This is a genomic window from Emticicia sp. CRIBPO, assembly GCF_009905725.1.
In the GTDB taxonomy this organism is placed as follows: Bacteria; Bacteroidota; Bacteroidia; order Cytophagales; family Spirosomataceae; genus Leadbetterella.
Genome location: NZ_JAAAKV010000009.1, coordinates 96,439 through 113,168 on the forward strand (window position 1 = coordinate 96,439; position 16,730 = coordinate 113,168).

The 16,730-nt window shown below is 42.0% G+C and carries 17 protein-coding genes; 13 read left to right on the plus strand and 4 right to left on the minus strand.

The annotated features are described in order from the left end of the window. Nucleotides 1-7 precede the first annotated feature (7 nt). The 11 genes from GVN16_RS18955 (at nucleotide 8) to GVN16_RS19005 (ending at nucleotide 12,588) form a co-directional block, all read left to right on the plus strand. Nucleotides 8-562 (plus strand): hypothetical protein, encoded by a 555-nt coding sequence (locus GVN16_RS18955; protein ID WP_166565510.1) that lies wholly within the window; start codon nucleotides 8-10, stop codon nucleotides 560-562. A 180-nt stretch (nucleotides 563-742) separates the two neighbouring features. Then, nucleotides 743-1,213, plus strand: a complete 471-nt coding sequence (locus GVN16_RS18960; protein WP_166565511.1) for a LytTR family DNA-binding domain-containing protein — start codon at nucleotides 743-745, stop codon at nucleotides 1,211-1,213. A gap of 262 nt (nucleotides 1,214-1,475) precedes the next feature. Then, nucleotides 1,476-3,473 carry a hypothetical protein gene (locus GVN16_RS18965; protein ID WP_166565512.1) on the plus strand — a complete coding sequence of 666 codons (1,998 nt, stop codon included), beginning with the start codon at nucleotides 1,476-1,478 and terminating at the stop codon, nucleotides 3,471-3,473. 429 nt (nucleotides 3,474-3,902) lie between these two features. Beyond that, nucleotides 3,903-4,514, plus strand: coding sequence for an imidazole glycerol phosphate synthase subunit HisH (hisH, locus tag GVN16_RS18970; protein ID WP_166565513.1), 612 nt, complete (start codon nucleotides 3,903-3,905; stop codon nucleotides 4,512-4,514). Nucleotides 4,515-4,526: 12 nt separating this feature from the next. Beyond that, nucleotides 4,527-5,249 carry a 1-(5-phosphoribosyl)-5-[(5-phosphoribosylamino)methylideneamino]imidazole-4-carboxamide isomerase gene (gene hisA, locus GVN16_RS18975; RefSeq protein ID WP_166565514.1) on the plus strand — a complete coding sequence of 241 codons (723 nt, stop codon included), beginning with the start codon at nucleotides 4,527-4,529 and terminating at the stop codon, nucleotides 5,247-5,249. 2 nt (nucleotides 5,250-5,251) lie between these two features. Then, a complete protein-coding gene (locus GVN16_RS18980; RefSeq protein ID WP_166565515.1) occupies nucleotides 5,252-5,710 on the plus strand; it encodes a GNAT family N-acetyltransferase in 459 nt (152 codons plus the stop codon). Continuing rightward, nucleotides 5,700-6,455 carry an imidazole glycerol phosphate synthase subunit HisF gene (gene hisF, locus GVN16_RS18985; protein ID WP_166565516.1) on the plus strand — a complete coding sequence of 252 codons (756 nt, stop codon included), beginning with the start codon at nucleotides 5,700-5,702 and terminating at the stop codon, nucleotides 6,453-6,455. Before GVN16_RS18980 ends, hisF begins: the two co-directional genes overlap by 11 nt. A 142-nt stretch (nucleotides 6,456-6,597) precedes the next feature. After that, complete coding sequence (gene lon / locus GVN16_RS18990; protein WP_166565517.1) at nucleotides 6,598-9,093, plus strand: endopeptidase La; 2,496 nt, start codon at nucleotides 6,598-6,600, stop codon at nucleotides 9,091-9,093. Between the two features lie 428 nt (nucleotides 9,094-9,521). Then, on the plus strand, nucleotides 9,522-10,793 hold the full coding sequence (locus GVN16_RS18995; protein WP_166565518.1) for a hypothetical protein: 1,272 nt from the start codon (nucleotides 9,522-9,524) through the stop codon (nucleotides 10,791-10,793). A gap of 172 nt (nucleotides 10,794-10,965) precedes the next feature. Then, nucleotides 10,966-11,889 (plus strand): DJ-1/PfpI family protein, encoded by a 924-nt coding sequence (locus tag GVN16_RS19000; RefSeq protein ID WP_166565519.1) that lies wholly within the window; start codon nucleotides 10,966-10,968, stop codon nucleotides 11,887-11,889. 180 nt (nucleotides 11,890-12,069) lie between these two features. Then, a complete protein-coding gene (locus GVN16_RS19005; protein ID WP_166565520.1) occupies nucleotides 12,070-12,588 on the plus strand; it encodes a DinB family protein in 519 nt (172 codons plus the stop codon). 57 nt (nucleotides 12,589-12,645) lie between these two features. Here GVN16_RS19005 and GVN16_RS19010 read toward each other — a convergent pair whose 3' ends face one another. From GVN16_RS19010 to GVN16_RS19025, 4 genes are all read right to left on the minus strand, one after another. Beyond that, nucleotides 12,646-14,028, minus strand: coding sequence for an aminopeptidase P family protein (locus tag GVN16_RS19010; RefSeq protein WP_229244240.1), 1,383 nt, complete (start codon nucleotides 14,026-14,028; stop codon nucleotides 12,646-12,648). Nucleotides 14,029-14,072: 44 nt separating this feature from the next. Further along, nucleotides 14,073-14,675, minus strand: coding sequence for a DNA-3-methyladenine glycosylase (locus GVN16_RS19015; protein WP_166565521.1), 603 nt, complete (start codon nucleotides 14,673-14,675; stop codon nucleotides 14,073-14,075). A 145-nt stretch (nucleotides 14,676-14,820) separates the two neighbouring features. Then, complete coding sequence (locus GVN16_RS19020) at nucleotides 14,821-15,159, minus strand: single-stranded DNA-binding protein (RefSeq protein ID WP_166565522.1); 339 nt, start codon at nucleotides 15,157-15,159, stop codon at nucleotides 14,821-14,823. 23 nt (nucleotides 15,160-15,182) lie between these two features. Beyond that, nucleotides 15,183-15,503: a single-stranded DNA-binding protein gene (locus GVN16_RS19025; protein WP_166565523.1), complete on the minus strand. Its 321-nt coding sequence runs from the start codon at nucleotides 15,501-15,503 to the stop codon at nucleotides 15,183-15,185. 192 nt (nucleotides 15,504-15,695) lie between these two features. Between GVN16_RS19025 and GVN16_RS19030 the strand changes: the two genes are divergently transcribed. Then, the gene (locus tag GVN16_RS19030; protein ID WP_166565524.1) at nucleotides 15,696-16,052 is read left to right on the plus strand and encodes a hypothetical protein; all 357 of its coding nucleotides are present in this window, start codon (nucleotides 15,696-15,698) and stop codon (nucleotides 16,050-16,052) included. 111 nt (nucleotides 16,053-16,163) lie between these two features. Then, nucleotides 16,164-16,721 carry a hypothetical protein gene (locus GVN16_RS19035; protein ID WP_166565525.1) on the plus strand — a complete coding sequence of 186 codons (558 nt, stop codon included), beginning with the start codon at nucleotides 16,164-16,166 and terminating at the stop codon, nucleotides 16,719-16,721. The last annotated feature ends 9 nt before the right edge of the window (nucleotides 16,722-16,730 follow it).

A 16,730-nucleotide genomic window follows, 5' to 3' on the forward strand; every position in this document is an offset into this window, starting at 1 on the left:
CTAAACAATGGCTAACCCTTTAGCAGATTATCTTTTCTCGAATGAAGTACTTTTCCATTACCCCGGGGTAACGAAAAGTACTTCATCGGTTTTATCTGAAGTAAAGGAGCCAAAACCGGTGGCTTCTCCACCTCCTGTGGTTACCCAGATCCCCGCCCCAGTGCAGGCACCGGAGCCGGTAGCCGCTCCGCCAAAAACCAACCTTTTTACCAGATCTTTCGTTGTTTTTGTAAACCAGATCAACGCAGAAGAAAAAGAATTCCTGGGCAAAATCCTGGGTTCTGTCAAACAAAGCTTTGAAAGTGTCTTGCTTTTCGATGTGTCGAAGGACGGGGAATTTCCGTCTGAAGAATTTTTCAGACAACAGCAAACCAGGAAAGTCCTGAGCTTCGGCGTAGCCATGAGCAAGCTTGACAACAACCTGCTGCTGTTCCCTTATCAGAAAAAATCACACCGTGGATTCGACTTTCTGATCACGGATGACCTGGGTACTATCAGCAAAAATCTCAAGGATGAGAAGAAACTTCTTTGGGTAGCTTTGAAAGAGATGTTCACTTTGTAGTATAAATACGAATATTTAAGTATTTTTCTGGACGAAAGGACACAATTTACTTTAACTGCTTTTAAAACTCCGCCACTTATCTTTTTTTATCCGCCACTTATCGACTTATCCTATTCTATAAGATATAGAGCATCTATCTTGCAGTGTCGTTAAGGAAAAAACTTTCTAATAAACATTAAAATGAACAGATTATTATTCACAAAACCGTCAACAACCGGTAGTCCTTTCAGGCTGCCATCGGTTGGAACACTTTCGAAAGACTCCATCATGAAGATGAGAGTAGCCGGAAAAAGGAACATGATTGATCTGAATGAAATCGTTTATATGAAGAGTGCAAAAAATTACACGATCTTCAAACTTAAGAACGGAAAAGAAATAATAAGCTCTAAAACTTTAAGAATATTTGAAGACGAATTGAAAGAGGTTTCGAACTTCGTAAGGCCTCACAGATCATTTATGGTCAACTTCGATTACGTTGATGATTTGAAATTTAACTGTCGCGGTGGCGAATTATACATCGACGACGAAACAATATTTATCTCTCGTGGCAAAGCCGCCGACTTCAGAAGAAAATACAGGAGATTTTTAACTGCTACCGGCGAGAATGTTTATTCCACGATAAGATTAAAGACTAAACTGAGAGTGTCTTAAGAAGAGCACTTGTGGTTAATTTTTACTTTTTGGGTTGCGAATAATAAAGTGCCGTTTCATTCGGCACTTTATTTTTTTAAAAGAAATCTAACCGTTTATAAAGCATACGCTGCCAATTCCATAGAATTTCCCGCTAACCACTACTTTCTTCTGATATCCGTCCGGGGCAACCCCCTTTCCATTTTTAAGCAATCTGTTCGAATAGTAAAGAAATTTGCTTATGTTTGCTATAGAAAATACTCAGGTTTTTTATTTGTAGCCCATGATTAAGATTGATACGCAGCAATCTTTGTTTGATATATGGAGAGAAAACCACTTTGAATTCAAAGAGGCCTATCAAAACCATAATTCTTCGTTTGTCGCCTATCTGCTTCCTGAGATTGCAGTAGGTCTCAATGTGTTCGAAATACTTGAAATACTCCATAAAAGATTCGGAACCACCCGGGTGCAGGAAGCCCTCAATCCGGAATTTAAGGTCAAAAGTCCGGTCAGTCACCATATAGACGCGGAATGGATCAAAAAGGTCAATATGGTTGGGGTCAACATCCGGACCATCGGCAATTTTTTTAACCTGATCAAATACCTGTTGACCGTTCCCGAATCACAGAATTCGGTCCATATCCTTCCAATCTGGGAGCCGGGTGTGGTGGCCAGCCTTTACGGAAAAACCAGCTGGAACATCAATCCGGAGTTTTTCAGCCAGGAGTTAAAAAACGCCATCCCCTATCTTGATACCACCGAAAAACAATTAAAAGTCGTTATCAACCTCATTCATTTAATGGGAAAAACTGTGGGTATGGACGTTATTCCGCATACCGACCGTTTTTCTGAAATGGTGCTTTCATATCCGAGGTTTTTTGAATGGGTAAAACGCGTAGGCGGAAGAATTTCTGAAATAAGTGATACGCTGCACAAGGAAATAGAGGAAATCATCTGGTTGTACCTTCACCGCAACGGAACTGCGAATCAAACGCCTGTTTCTTATTCAAAAAACATCTTTTTTGACCCTGATATCCCCATCCTGACCGATGAGCAAAAATCAGAAATCCTTTTCGGAAAAAAAGAAGACCAGGCTCTAAGACTGAGAAGAAGGATAGAACTGATCCAGGAAATCATCGACCAGGGTTTTGAGACCTTACCGGTCACCATGGCTCCGCCCTACCGGGGTCTGCACATCAATCCTGAAGATTTTGTCTACGATGAGAGGGGAAATAAATGGTATACTTATGAGTTTGACCATCCGGAACCGATGTCAAGGGTGTTCGGTCCGCTGACCCGTTATAAATTTTACCTGCTAAAAGACGGTTCACAGGAGCTTGATTTTGACAGGCCTAACACTGTAGTATGGGATTATGTCCAGAGGCAATACGCTCATTGTCAGCGGGAGTATAACTTTGATTTTATGCGGGGTGATATGGCCCACGTCCAACCCCGGAAAGACGGAGTTCCGGAAACGATCCCTGACTTTTATGATCCTCTGAGGAGTATCAAAGAGCATATTGTTAAGAATCAGGCTCCTTACTTCGGTTTTTTTGCAGAAACCTTCCTTGCTCCGGCGGACACCATGGGTTACGGAGATGAAAATGCCCACCTGGAAGCTATTCTGGCGGACTCAACCCTGGGAGATCTGCAATCTTCCGTGATTGGCGGTCGAGAGTTCATGGAAAAGCTTGATTATTATCATAAACTACTCAAAACCAGGTCATTTTCTCCGAATTACACCATGATAACGGGAGATAAAGACGATCCCCGTTTTGATGACTTTTATAGACAAGGGAATCACCTCAGGTTCTTTACCGGTTTATTCCTGACAGAAATGCCTTCTTACATGTCGTTGGGTTTTGAATGCAGAAACCTGCACCAGATCAGGGGTAAAAATGAAGAATATTCCAAACTTTATGTGTTTACGATCCATAACATCCATGATGCTGACAAAGTGACCACCGGGCCTTTTATCTGGGGAGGAAATCACGCCCAGTTTATGGAATTTACAGAGCTGAGACTGCTGGCTGAAGAAATATTGCCGGAAATCAACGCCCATCCGGTTTACTGGATCAGCAGCCCCGGCAAAAACAATTTTCTGCTGATCTGGCAGGCGGGTCATTTTATTTTTGTGACCAATCAGCATCCTTCCCTTGGTATTGAGGAGCAAAACCTTCAACAGTTCGGTAATGCCCTGGATGGTTTTGAGATTATTTACAACTCTGAGCATTTTGTTAAGGGGTATGAATGCAGGATTTACAAAAGGATAATTAACTAGCCCATACACATACGAAATTATTGGAATTATTATAAACACCGGAGCATTTCATTTAAATCACAAGTCATCAGCAGAATGCCTCTCCCTCTTTTACCATTCTAAGTAATTTTCAAAGAAGCACCGTTGACAGAAGGTATAATTTGAAGTTTACAATTGAAAAATTCCAAGTTTCGGCACTATACAATAACAGTTTCAAATTTCAGCATAAAAATTATGGTTTAAGTGCCATAATCTTTAATTAAAATCTTGTAAATAAAGATTCTATGGTCTAAATTGCAGAAGAATTTAACAGGCGTAAGCCTTAAAATAAAGATTTTTTCCTGACAAATTTAGTGAGCAAATAGGCCCGGCAGGTTTTTGTCGGGTTTTATTTTTAAAACAACTACCTTATCAATCAGGAACTTAGGTCATTTTTCTTAACATTTGCAAATGGACAGTACTACAAAAAACACTCAAAAAGTAACCATAATTAAGTATAATGCGGGCAATGTCATGTCAGTAATGTATGCCCTTGAAAGGATCGGGGCCGATTATGAACTCACCGACGACATTGAAAAAATACAAAAAGCGGACCGTATTATTTTTCCCGGCGTAGGCGAAGCCGCTTCGGCCATGAAAAGTATCCGTGAGAAAGAACTGGACAAACTGATTCCGACTTTAACCCAGCCATTTTTAGGCACTTGTGTGGGCATGCAGTTACTTTGTGCATTTTCTGAAGAGCGGGACACCGAATGTCTTGGTGTATTTGACATCCCTATTAAGAAATTCCCGAAAACTCCCGGATTTAAAATTCCTCAGACCGGGTGGAATAACATTTCCAATCTCAGATCGCCTCTTTGCGAAGGTGTCAGAGAGCAGTCTTTTGTTTATTATAACCACGGTTATTACGCTCCTTTGTCAGAGTATACTGCAGGAACTACAGATTACATACTCCCCTATTCCGGGATATTACAAAAGGACAATTTTTACGCCTGCCAGTTCCATTCAGAAATCAGCGGTGATGTGGGAGAGCGTATATTTAGAAATTTTTTATCGATTTAAATCAAAGAACGTATGATTGAGATAATTCCCGCAATAGATATTATTGATGGTAAGTGTGTCAGGTTGACCCAGGGTGATTACAGCCAGAAGAAAATCTACAATGAAAGCCCGCTTGAAGTGGCCAAAATGTTTGAAGATGCCGGCATAAAAAAACTGCACCTGGTAGATCTTGACGGGGCCAAGCAGAAAAAACTGATTAATCATAAGATACTGGAGTCAATCGCCTCAAAAACAGCCCTTAAAATTGATTTCGGCGGGGGCATCCAGTCGGATGAAGCCATCAGCAAAGCGTTTGAATTCGGAGCTTCACAGGTGACGGGCGGCAGCATTGCCATCAAAAACCCTGAGCTGTTCCTATCCTGGCTGGAACAATACGGACCTGAAAAAATAATCCTGGGGGCAGATGCTAAAAATGAAAAGATAGCTGTAAGCGGCTGGGAAGAATCGACCGAAGTCTGGATCTATGATTTCCTTGAGAAATATATCGCTGCGGGCATTCAATATACCATCAGCACGGACGTGGCAAAAGATGGTTTATTACAAGGCCCGTCTGTAGACCTGTACAAAAACATGCAGGACAGGTTTCCTGAGCTTAAGATCATTGCCAGTGGCGGAGTAAGCGGCATGAAAGACATTGAAGAACTTTCTGAACTCAACATTTATGGTGTCATTGTAGGTAAAGCCATTTATGAAGGCAGAATCAGCATGAAAGATATCGAATCGTTTTTAAACTGATCATGAAAACCTATCAATTTAACAAAGGGGCCTATCAGATTTCGACAGACAAGAGTTTGCTTGATTTTGAAGTCATTCATAACTTTCTGAAAACCAGTTACTGGTCGGAAAACATTCCTATGGAAATAGTCAGATCAGCTGCTCAGCATTCGCTCGCTTTTGGGATATACCTTGAGAATCACCAGGTAGGATATGCGAGGATTATCAGTGATTTTACGACATTTGCTTACCTGGCCGATGTATTTGTTCTTGAATCCGAACGAAACAAGGGACTTTCCAAATGGCTGATGGAATGCATCATGAGCATTCCGGAACTTCAGGGACTGAGAAGATGGAGCCTGGCCACAAGAGATGCCCATGGATTGTATGCTCAGTTTGGTTTTAGTCCTTTGAAAACACCTGAGAGTTTCATGGAGATAGCCCGGCCGGATATATATAAAAATAACACAGATGCTAACTAAAAGAATTATACCCTGCCTCGACATCAAAGACGGCAGAACAGTAAAAGGCACCAATTTCATTAACCTGAGAGATGCCGGAGACCCGGTTGAACTGGCAGCTGAATATGCGGCCCAGGGAGCCGACGAACTGGTATTCCTGGACATTACCGCCACAGTAGAAGATCGTAAAACCCTGCTCGACCTTGTAAGCCGGGTGGCCCATACCATCAACATCCCCTTTTGCGTGGGTGGTGGCATCGGGACTGTCCATGATGTCTCCAAATTACTCAATGCCGGAGCCGACAAAATCTCCATCAACTCTTCCGCAGTCAGAAACCCGGAGGTTATTTCTGAAATGGCCAGGGAATTTGGCAGTCAGTGCATTGTGGTGGCCATAGACACACGTAATGTCGACGGCACGGACATTGTTCACACCCATGGAGGCCGTAAGCCCACAGAGCTTAAAACGATTGAATGGGCCAGAGAAGTGGAAAACCTCGGAGCCGGGGAATTACTCCTGACTTCAATGGACGCCGATGGTACAAAAAACGGTTTTGCCAATCAACTGACCGCCATTATTTCCGGGAATGCTGGTATCCCGGTGATAGCTTCAGGCGGAGCGGGCAGCAAAGAACACTTTTACGATGTATTTACAGAAGGCCGGGCAGATGCCGGACTGGCGGCCAGTATTTTTCACTTCAGAGAAATCGGGATACCCGAGCTCAAAAACTTCCTGATTGAAAAAGGAATTCCGATAAGATATTAACGAAGGAGTCTGACATTTTGCCTGCATTTTTGTCAGTGGCATAATACTTGACTATTATTTTATCCGATTTTATTTGATTAGTGATGGTGTTTGTGTAGATTCACAATGACAATCTGACACATTCCATATAAATTTTCCTGAGATGCTGGATTTAGATATATTAAGAAGATTAGGGCAAAATTCCCCTAATACAGAAAGTCTGGAGATGATAGAAATTGCATCCCCCGACGAAGTGATGGAAGATACCGGAAATCTCCCTCAGGAATTGTCAATTTTACCACTGAGAAATACCGTTTTGTTCCCGGGTATTGTTATTCCGGTAACGGTAACCAGAACCAAGGGTATCAGGCTGGTAAAAAAAGCTTACCGTGGTGACCGGACACTGGGTATCGTATCCCAGGTCAGACAAACCAAGGAAGAGCCTACTCCCGAAGATCTTTACAAAGTAGGAACAATTGGTAATATCCTGAAAATGATCGTTTTGCCGGACGGCAACGTGACCATTATCCTTCAGGGCAGAAGAAGATTCCAGATCAATGATTTTGTCAAGGAAAATCCTTACCTGATTGCCAATGTAAGTTATATTGAAGATAACTTTCCGAATCCGCGTAAGAAAGAAACCAAGGCCCTGATACAAAGCCTCAAGGAAGCGGCCCTGAACATTCTCAATCTCAATCCTGAGATTCCGAGAGATGCCCAGATTGCGATCAACAATATCGACAGTCCTAATTTCCTGACCCATTTCCTTTCTTCCAACCTGAACATCGGTATTGCTGAAAAGCAGTTGCTGCTTGAAACCTTTGACGGCAATGAACAGGCCCACAAGCTTCTGGAACACATGATGAAGGAAGTGCAGGTGCTGGAAATCAAAAAAGACATTCAAAGCAAGGCAAGCTCTGATATTGATCAGCAGCAACGTGAATATTATTTAAGACAGCAGATCAAAGTGCTCCAGGAAGAACTGGGCGTAGAGAGCCCGGATCAGGAAGTGGAGAAACTCAGAATGAAAGGGGCCAAGAAGAAATGGAGCCCTGAAGTAAACGAGCACTTCAACAAAGAGCTGAATAAAATTGTGAGGATGAACTCTATGGCCCCTGAATATGGCGTGGCTTTGGGTTATGCAGAGCTGCTGGTTGATCTTCCGTGGAATGAATACAGCAAAGACAATTTCTCGCTGGCCAGAGCCAAGAAAATATTGGATGAAGACCACTTCGGCCTCAAAAAAGTAAAAGAGAGAATCATCGAATACCTGGCGGTGCTGAAGCTCAGAAATGACATGAAAGCCCCGCTCCTGTGCCTTTATGGCCCTCCGGGTGTGGGTAAGACCTCACTGGGCAAATCGATAGCCAAAGCATTGGGCAGGGAATACATCAGGATGGCCCTGGGTGGTGTGCATGACGAAGCTGAAATACGCGGACACCGTAAAACCTACATCGGTGCCATGCCGGGTAAAGTCATTCAGAACATTCAGAAAGCCAAAAGCGGCAACCCCGTTTTTATCCTGGACGAAATCGATAAAATTTCGAGGGATTTACGTGGCGATCCTTCAAGTGCTTTGCTTGAGGTACTGGACCCTGAACAAAACAGTGCTTTTAAAGACAACTACCTTGAGGTAGAATACGACCTTTCCAAGGTTCTGTTCATTGCCACTGCCAATTCACTTGACACCATACAACCTGCCTTGAGAGACAGGATGGAGATCATTGAACTGAGCGGTTATACCGTCGAAGAAAAGCTGGAAATCGCTAAAAGGCACTTACTGCCGAAGCAGATAACCCAACACGGTCTGACACCCAAGCTGATCAAGATGACCAACGGGGCTATTGTCAAGCTGATTGAAGGTTATACCAGGGAATCAGGCGTTAGAGCCCTGGAGCAGAAAATAGGAAGCGTGGTAAGGAAAATAGCCAAATCCATTGCGATGGAGGAAGAGTACAATCCGAACATCAAAGAAGAGGATATTGAAAGACTGCTGGGCAATCCTGTTTTTGACAAGGACCTGTATGAGGGCAATGAGCTTGCCGGAGTCGTTACAGGCCTTGCCTGGACGCCTGTAGGTGGTGACATCCTGTTTATAGAATCAAATCTGAGCAAAGGAAAAGGTGTGCTGACGCTGTCCGGACAGTTGGGTGATGTCATGAAGGAATCGGCTGTCACAGCCCTTTCATTTCTGAAATCACATGCCGAAGACATCCATATTGATTACAGGGTTTTCAGCAACTATGACCTGCACATTCACGTGCCCCAGGGGGCGGTGCCTAAAGACGGCCCGTCAGCAGGGATCACGATGCTGGTCTCGATGGCTTCCATATTTACGCAGAGGAAGATCAAAAAGAACATTGCCATGACGGGTGAAATTACACTCAGAGGCAAGGTGCTTCCGGTGGGTGGTATCAAAGAGAAAATTCTGGCCGCCAAAAGAGCCAACATCAAAGAGATCATCATGTGCTATAAAAATGAGAAAGATGTGATTGAAATCGGCGAGGAGTATACCAAAGGACTGACATTCCATTATGTCAACTACGTGGAAGAAGTATTGGAAGTGGCTCTATTGAAAGATAAGGTCGCCAAACCGATCAGCTTCAGCTTCCCGGATGAACCTAAAAAAGAACCGGAAAGTTTACTGAGGGTAATGTAAAATCAAGTTGAAATACCTCCTGTAACTCAAATAGGACAGGAATAAACTTTCAATAGTATAATTAAAAAAGACGGAAACGGCAAAATGCCGTTTCCGTCTTTTGCTTTTACTCCTATAATAGAGCTTTCACATTTGCCGGGAAGCCTTTTTATTCCGTTCAAAAGTCCTTCATAAAGTCTATGTAAATACGTTTATTATTTTATTCACTATTTGAGCGAAAAAATTTAATAATCTGTGACTTATGATTAATTTCGCGTCACAAAATGTAGAACTTTTCATGAGATGAGAGAAATATCACCGGGCGATACATTTTCTTAAAGAAATTAAAAGAGAGCAACATGGCTCCTTTAAAACACTTTAAACCAGCCGGTTATACTGAAAAACATTTCATTAATTAAATCCGATCCGTTTGGCGAGCAAAGTCCAGTATGACAATAATTACCGTTTTTTACCTCAAGTTACTTATATCTTTTGTTTTATCAGCAGCTATATTTGTAATTATCAATAAATCAGAGCTTTTCGCAAAATGGCAAAATAAAGGCGATAAAACAGTCATCATTTCTTCTTTTATTCTATCCAGGTTCATACCATGGGTAGTGATCTTCGTGATTGCCAACGAAGACCCGCGTGGAGATATCCCATTCTTCTTCTATAAAGCAGAGGCCGTCATAAAAGGGGGTTTTGTGTACCGTGATTTCTGGTCTTATCACGCCCCGCTTTATGCCTATATTATCAGTTTACCCGTCTGGATATGGTATAATTCCAAAGCGATCGTTCTCTTTATGATCCTGACAGAAGGAGCCATTTTGTGGCTGACCTATGATACTTACAAAGCCAGGAATCCGAAGGCCCTGCAGTTGGCTGTGATTTATTTCCTTCTCCCGGCCAGTTTTGTGAATACCCTCATCGGCGGACAGGAAGAGGTGTGGTTCTGGGGGATAGCCTTACTGATGTGGCGTCTTACGCTCAAAAAGAACGAAAACTATGAAGTTGGTCTCGGGCTTCTGTTTGCCATTGCCTTGCTCACCATCAAAATCACTTTTGTACTCCTGTTGCCTGCGGTACTGGTTATGGTCAGAAAACCATGGAAAATGCTTGCTGTTATGGCCGCCATAGGGCTTCCGGTTATTGCCCTGCTGTATTGGAAAATCGGGACGCTGTTTCTGATGCCGATTCAGCATACCGAGCAACTAATGACTCCGAATCTTTTCTCTGTCAGCCGCCCATTTATTGAAACATTTGTCCATATCAGCGAAAAGAAATCAACCATGGTCAATTGGCTGGGGCTTCTGTTCACTGTCTTTATTCCCGTTTTCATGGCCGTCAAGGCAAAGAAACGACACATCAGCGAGATATTGCCGGGTATATTTATAGCGTGTTTCAGCTCCATGGTAATATTTCAGGCAAGTGCAATCAGTGCTTACCTGATCGCCTTTCTTATGACCGTTCTTTTTGAAATCATCGACATCCGGAAAACCTGGCCGATGCTTATACTTCTTTGCATAAACGTACTTACAATAGCCCAGCCCTTTGTCTGGGTTTATCTGAAACAACCGGCTTATACTTCCTTCAGCATGTTTAGTAACCCCCATTTCTTGTTTGAATATATCCTTCAGATACTGAATGTGGCTGGATTTGCCTGGATTCTTTACAAGGTTTACCAGCATGTTGTTTACGGAAAAAGTAAGCAGTTAATCTGATTATCAGCAGAGTATACAGATAAGCCGGCAGAGATTATATATCCGTATTCAAGGAATCAAGACTGCTTGATTCCTTCACAAGAACCAATATTTTTTGGCTCAATATGTCATTTGATTGTCCTGATAGTGAAAATTATTTACTCTACATTTGCACTATCAATCATTTACAGTCATGGCAAACACCAAAATCGCGTTCCTGATCCTTCCTAAGATTCACCTGCTTGACTTTGCCGGACCGGACCAGGTATTTTATGAAGCCATTGACTATGGTGCTGATATTGAGCTGGAATATTGCTGCCTAAATGACCAGAATGAAACCTCCACCCGTTTTCCCATAGGACCACTCAAACATTACAACGAGGTAAAACTAAAAAAGGGAGATTACCTTCTCATTCCGGGGTCAGATACTCATCATCTTTTATCAGAAGAAATAAGAAGTCAGAAAGATTTATTTGAGTGGCTTAAAATGGCACATGCCACCGGTGTAAACCTTTGTTCCATTTGTACAGGGGCTTATGTTCTCGCCCTCGCCGGATTACTTGACAACAGGAAATGTACTACCCACTGGAAGCATACCGCTAAACTTCAGACCTTATTCCCGGAGACCCAGGTGATTGAGAACATCCTCTTTGTCGAAGATGAGGGGATCACGACCAGTGCAGGAGTGACTTCCGGCATTGACATGGCCTTAAACATTGTCAGCACGCTGAATGGCGAGTTGTTTTCCTACAAAGTGGCCCGTGAATTGGTGGTTTATAGCCGCAGGCAAGGCAACCAGGCTCAACAAAGTATTTATTTGCAATACAGAAACCACATTCATTCCGGCATTCACAAAGTCCAGGACTGGATACAGGAAAACACGGATAAGAAATCGAACCTGGCAGACCTGGGGGAAATTGCCTGTATGAGCACCCGGAACCTCACCCGCATTTTCAAAAAAGAAACGGGGATATCTATCAATGAATTTACGACACTTATCAGGAAAGAAAAACTTAAAACGCTGTTAAAACTTCCGGATATTTCGAGAAAGCAAATGGCTGTTGAATGCGGTTTAAAAAGTGAAAGGCAAATCATCAGGCTGATCAGGCAAGCTTAAAAGACCATTCTGTACTTATTTATGAAAAAGCTAATGATGAAAGCCCTTTTGGGGCTGCAGGGTTTTCTATGTGTAAAAATGCCTGTTTCCAACTCTGTCCCATTAGAAATCAGTAACGGGAATTTCAACCCATTGCTGATCAAAGTATTTATTATTAATCAATAAACCAGAAAAAGCAAAATGAAAAGATCAGACATTAACCCTATGCCGGAGTATTTTGACAGATACATCAATACCGTTGATGACGTCGAACTGGAAGAAGCACTAAACATCAGCCTGGAAGAATTAAAAAATCTCCCGGCAGACCAATGGAAAGTCATTGGAGACAAGGTTTACGAAGAAGGAAAATGGACCATCAGAGACATCATACAACATCTGATAGATACTGAGAGGATTTTTACTTACAGGTCTTTGTGTTTTGCCCGGGATGAAGCTTCACGGTTACCTTCCTTTGACGAAGTATCTTATGCCAAAAATGCATTGGCCACCCAAAGAAGCCTCCAAGAACTGATCTCGGAACTTATAGTGGTAAGGACCTCGTTCATCGCTCTTTACAGATCATTTACAGCAGAAATGCTGGCTAAGACAGGCTTATCGTTTAAAGGACCTTACTCCGTAGCTTCTATCGGGTTTATTATGGCGGGGCATCAACGCTGGCATCTCAGAATCATTGAAGAGCGATATTTACCCTTAATATAGAAGACATTTTTTCGAAACCATGACTCATTCCATAACCAGGAATGAGTCATGATTTATTTAAGCTCTCAGTGCTTCCACTTCTTCAACGGTTTTAGGAATTGGATTTCCTAATATCTTAAAAGAATCAGGTGTAATCAGAACATTATCTTCAATTCTGATTCCACCGAAATCCTTGTAAGCTTCCAGTTTTTCATAATTGATAAATTCAGTGAATTTTTGTTCTGCTTTCCACTGTTCTATTAGTTCAGGAATGAAATAAATACCGGGCTCAACGGTCAGCACAAAACCAGCCTCAAGTTCACGGGCCAGGCGAAGTGATTTCAGTCCCAGTTGTTTGCTCCTCTCCAGGCCTTCTCTGTAACCTACATGGTTTTCACCCAGGTCTTCCATGTCATGCACATCGAGTCCGATCATATGACCTAAACCATGCGGCATAAACAGGCCTCCCACACCCAGCTGAAGCATCTCCTCCACATCTCCTTTTACAAGACCTAATTCTGAGAAACCTTTCAAAAGGATCCTGTTAGCATCCAGGTGCACGTCCCTGTATTGGATACCCGGCTTGAGTAAAGCAATGGAAGAGGTTTCCATGTTCAGCACCAACTCATATATTTCCTTCTGTTTCTGACTGAACGTTTTGTTAACCGGAATAGTCCTGGTAATATCCCCGGCATAACCCATTGCATTTTCTGCTCCGGAGTCATTGATCACTATTCTTCCGGCAGCCAGTTTGTTACCATGATAATGATTATGAAGGGTCTGCCCGTTGGCACTGAAAATAACGGGATAGGAAAGTTCAGCTCCGTAAAAATGAAGTTTCTCATATATTCTGGACACCACTTCATACTCCATTTTACCTTCAGCAGTAGCGACTATAGCCGCTTTATGCATTTCGCCTGTGATATTGACCGCCTCTTCCATTTCGGCTATTTCTTCGGCGGACTTTATTGATCTTAAATCCACTACAAATTTAATCAATAAAACAGAAGCCTCTTCCCCTAATTTCGAAACAGGTATACCCAGCCACTCATTAAGCTTGATTTTGTTATCAAAACGGTATGGCGGCAAGAAATGCACTTTACCTTTAAAGTCTTTTAATTTTGCAGGTAAGCTCGCCGGAGATTCTGTCCTGTATATGCCTACTTTCCTGGACAACTCGTTCAGGCTAGGTTGCGGCCCGGCCCAGATGATGTCATCAATGGTCAGTTCGTTACCGAATATAATTTCTTCACCGGAGTCTGCATCAAGAATTCCGTTTAGCCCCGGCTGGTTTAGTCCGAAAAAATAAAGAAAGTTACTGTCCTGCCGGTATCTGAAAGTATTATCTGTGTAGTTCATCGGGGCTTCGTCGTTCCCCAGCAGGAGGATCAAACCTGAGCCTACCGCTTTTTTTAATTGGCTTCTTCTTTCTGAATAAATCTGGGCTGAAAACAGTTTCATGATCTGAATTGATTAGTTTGTTGCAAGATCACAAAACTACAAAATTATGATTTACTAATAAACTTATTGCCCTGAATGTAGTACCTGTAAAGCAAATCGTGTCCCTTACCTTCAGCAATCCCGATCCTGGTGCTTATTTTAACTTCAAAATCTTCGATCACTACCGGCCTGATAAACAGTTCTCCGGATGTAAGATCATGAAAAGTCTGATCTTTCCGGATCCCCATGGCCTGAACAAGTTTGCCCGGACCACTGCACAAGTCTTTTAAAGCCGGCACTTTCCCTGTCTTTGTTTTTTGACTTTCCATCCTCCTGGCGGTCATTAACTCAATGCCCTGAACCGGCTCCAAAGCCCGGACCAGTACAGCCTCACCAACACCAACTTCAGAAGATACCACATTAAAGCAAAAATACATGCCATAGATCTGGTAGACGTAGGCCACTCCGGCTTCTCCGTACATGACTTCGACCCTGGTTGTTCTCTTGTTGTAAGCATGACTGGCCGGATCATCAAACAGGTAAGCTTCTGTTTCTACAATAATCCCTGAGGTAATTCCCTCCGGTGTTTCATGAACCAACTCACATCCCAGCAATGCTTTTGCCAGTGAACGGGTATCGTATTTTCTGTAAAAATCTTTTGTCAGCACAGTCTCTAAGTTTCTTCAAAAATAGTAAAGACCTTCTGTAAAATAACTATGCTCGCTGAAAACTGTACTTCGTATCCTTTGAAGTACGTGATCCTTGAGCATAGCTATTTGTTCATTTTTATGTGGGGACTAGCAGGAGAAAGGCTCAGGCTTTTGAAAAATCTTCTTTTTTGACCAGTTCCCTGATCTTAAAAATCAGGATTTCGGATACTTCCCTGATGTTATTTTCTTTGTCTTTAAATTTCCGCTTTTGTATTTTTCCTTCCACTTCCACAAACTTTCCTTTGCAGAGAAAAGACTCACAGGCATCTGCTACCTTTCCGAATGCAACTATTTTATGCCATTGGGTATCCCCTACTTTCTTATTGTCCTTGTTGGTGAAACTCTGGTTTACAGCAAGACTAAAGCTTACCATTTTGCCCTTTCCTGAATCAAAAAGGACGAACTCATTGCCTATGTTGCCGGATAATTTTACATTGTTCATCTTTTGTACTGTTTTGATATGGATTAATTTTTCTCCGCTTCCTCTACTTTTAATGCTACAATCTCTGTAACATTTACTTTCTTGTTTTCTTTGTTCACATATGTCCGGCTGTTCAGCCTTCCTTCTATCACGACCAGCTTTCCTTTGCTGATCATTTTTTCACAAACATCCGCCACTTTGCCCCAGGCCACTACATTGTGCCATGTGGTGTTTGTTCCCTGCTCGTTATTCTTTTTCTGATAAATCTCATTGGTAGCCAGGCTGAAAGTGGCCATTTTAAGTTTGTCAAAAGTTTTAACTGTGACGTTCCTGCCTACATTTCCGATTAACTTTACTGCATTCATAAGGATAATATTTAGATGTTACTGGTTTTGTTTTCCCGGTGTTGACCGTTTCGATGTTGCAAAGTTGTGACAACCGGAAAAGACTATTCGGTTAATAAGTATTTGCATCTGTTTATAAATGTTTGTAATCGTTTGTAAATGGATTAAAGATTTTTAAATTTGCTCTTAATCAACACAAACACATCCATTACAATGAGAAGTTGCCCGGAATGCGAAACCCCGATTTTAGGTAGAGCCGACAAGAAATTCTGTTCGGACATGTGCAGAAATGCCTATAACAACAAACTGAATTCAGACTCCAATAACATAGTCAGGAATATCAATAACGCCCTGAGGAAAAACCGGAGGATCCTGGAGGAAATATGCATCTCAGAAAAAACGAAAATCAACAAAAACAATCTCCTGGAAAAAGGCTTTGATTTCGGTTTTCTGACCAGCCTGAGAAAGACATTAAAGGGACATATTTATCATTTCGTGTATGAATATGGTTACCTGGAGCTTGAAAACGACCTGTACCTGGTGGTCAAAGACAACCGGTATAAGGACTGAAGTCCGGTTAAATTTTTATTAACAATTAATATCCGGCCTGTTCTATCATAAGATCAGAATTATTCGTTATTGTTTCAATTTGACTTTGTGATCAATCAAATCTGAGACTTAATGATGAATAAAATCCTTTCAGGTACCGGTAGATTTCTTCTATATCCTCTTATTGCTGTACTGCTTTTTTTATCTTCCTGCCAACGGAAGTTTGCTTCGTTCCAGGCCAGCAGCCGGGAGACTTTTGAGCATAAGAGTATTCCCAGACTCAAAGAGCAACCTGCACCCCGAATTGAGAGAATTCCTGAACCTGAGCTTGTATCTGAAAACACAGAGGAAGAATCAGGTACCGGAGAATTACCGGTTTATCATATCCCCAGGTTAGAAAAAATAATTACAAGAGTTAAAAAGAATCAACCCAAAACTGTTTTCAAATCGGATGATCATCAGAACGTATTTCAGAAAGAAAAGCCGAAAAAGAAAAAAGACAGGCGTAAAAAACCGAAATTCAATGACGGACTTAAAACCGGAACAATATTTTTACTGATAGCTGTGATCATGGGAATTTTTTCTCTGACTCAACTCACTTTGTTGTTTGGACTGGTCTCTGTGTTATTTTTGTATTTCGGCCTTAAGAAGTACTACAGGCAGCAAAGAAGAAGAAATATTTTCAAATAAACACTTACC